Source organism: Alkalibacterium sp. m-11, assembly GCF_054658155.1.
Window position 1 is genome coordinate 1 of record NZ_BAAGIR010000576.1, and the last position, 254, is coordinate 254.

General features: G+C 39.8%; 1 pseudogene. It reads left to right on the forward strand.

Annotated features, from left to right (window positions below):
* Window positions 1–128: 128 nt before the first annotated feature.
* A pseudogene (locus tag ACYQ2O_RS13660) lies at window positions 129–254 on the forward strand (transposase); the annotation flags it as partial.

The following is a 254-nucleotide window of genomic DNA, read 5'->3' on the forward strand; positions in this document are numbered from 1 at the left end:
CTTTACCGGAGAGAGTTTTCGACTAAAGAATGCACTATCCAAACACAAATAACTAAAAGAATCTTTCAGGTGCAAAATTGTGTAGTTTATCGCTGCAATGTTGTGTAGAAAAGTCTTGCAAAATACACCATGCGCCTAAGAGAAGTAAAACACATGTGAAAGGGTTACTCGGTTATATTGGACGCTACATGAAGCGAGGACCTATCGCTCTTCATCGCATCATTATGTATGACGGTGAAGTCGTTGCCTTTAGT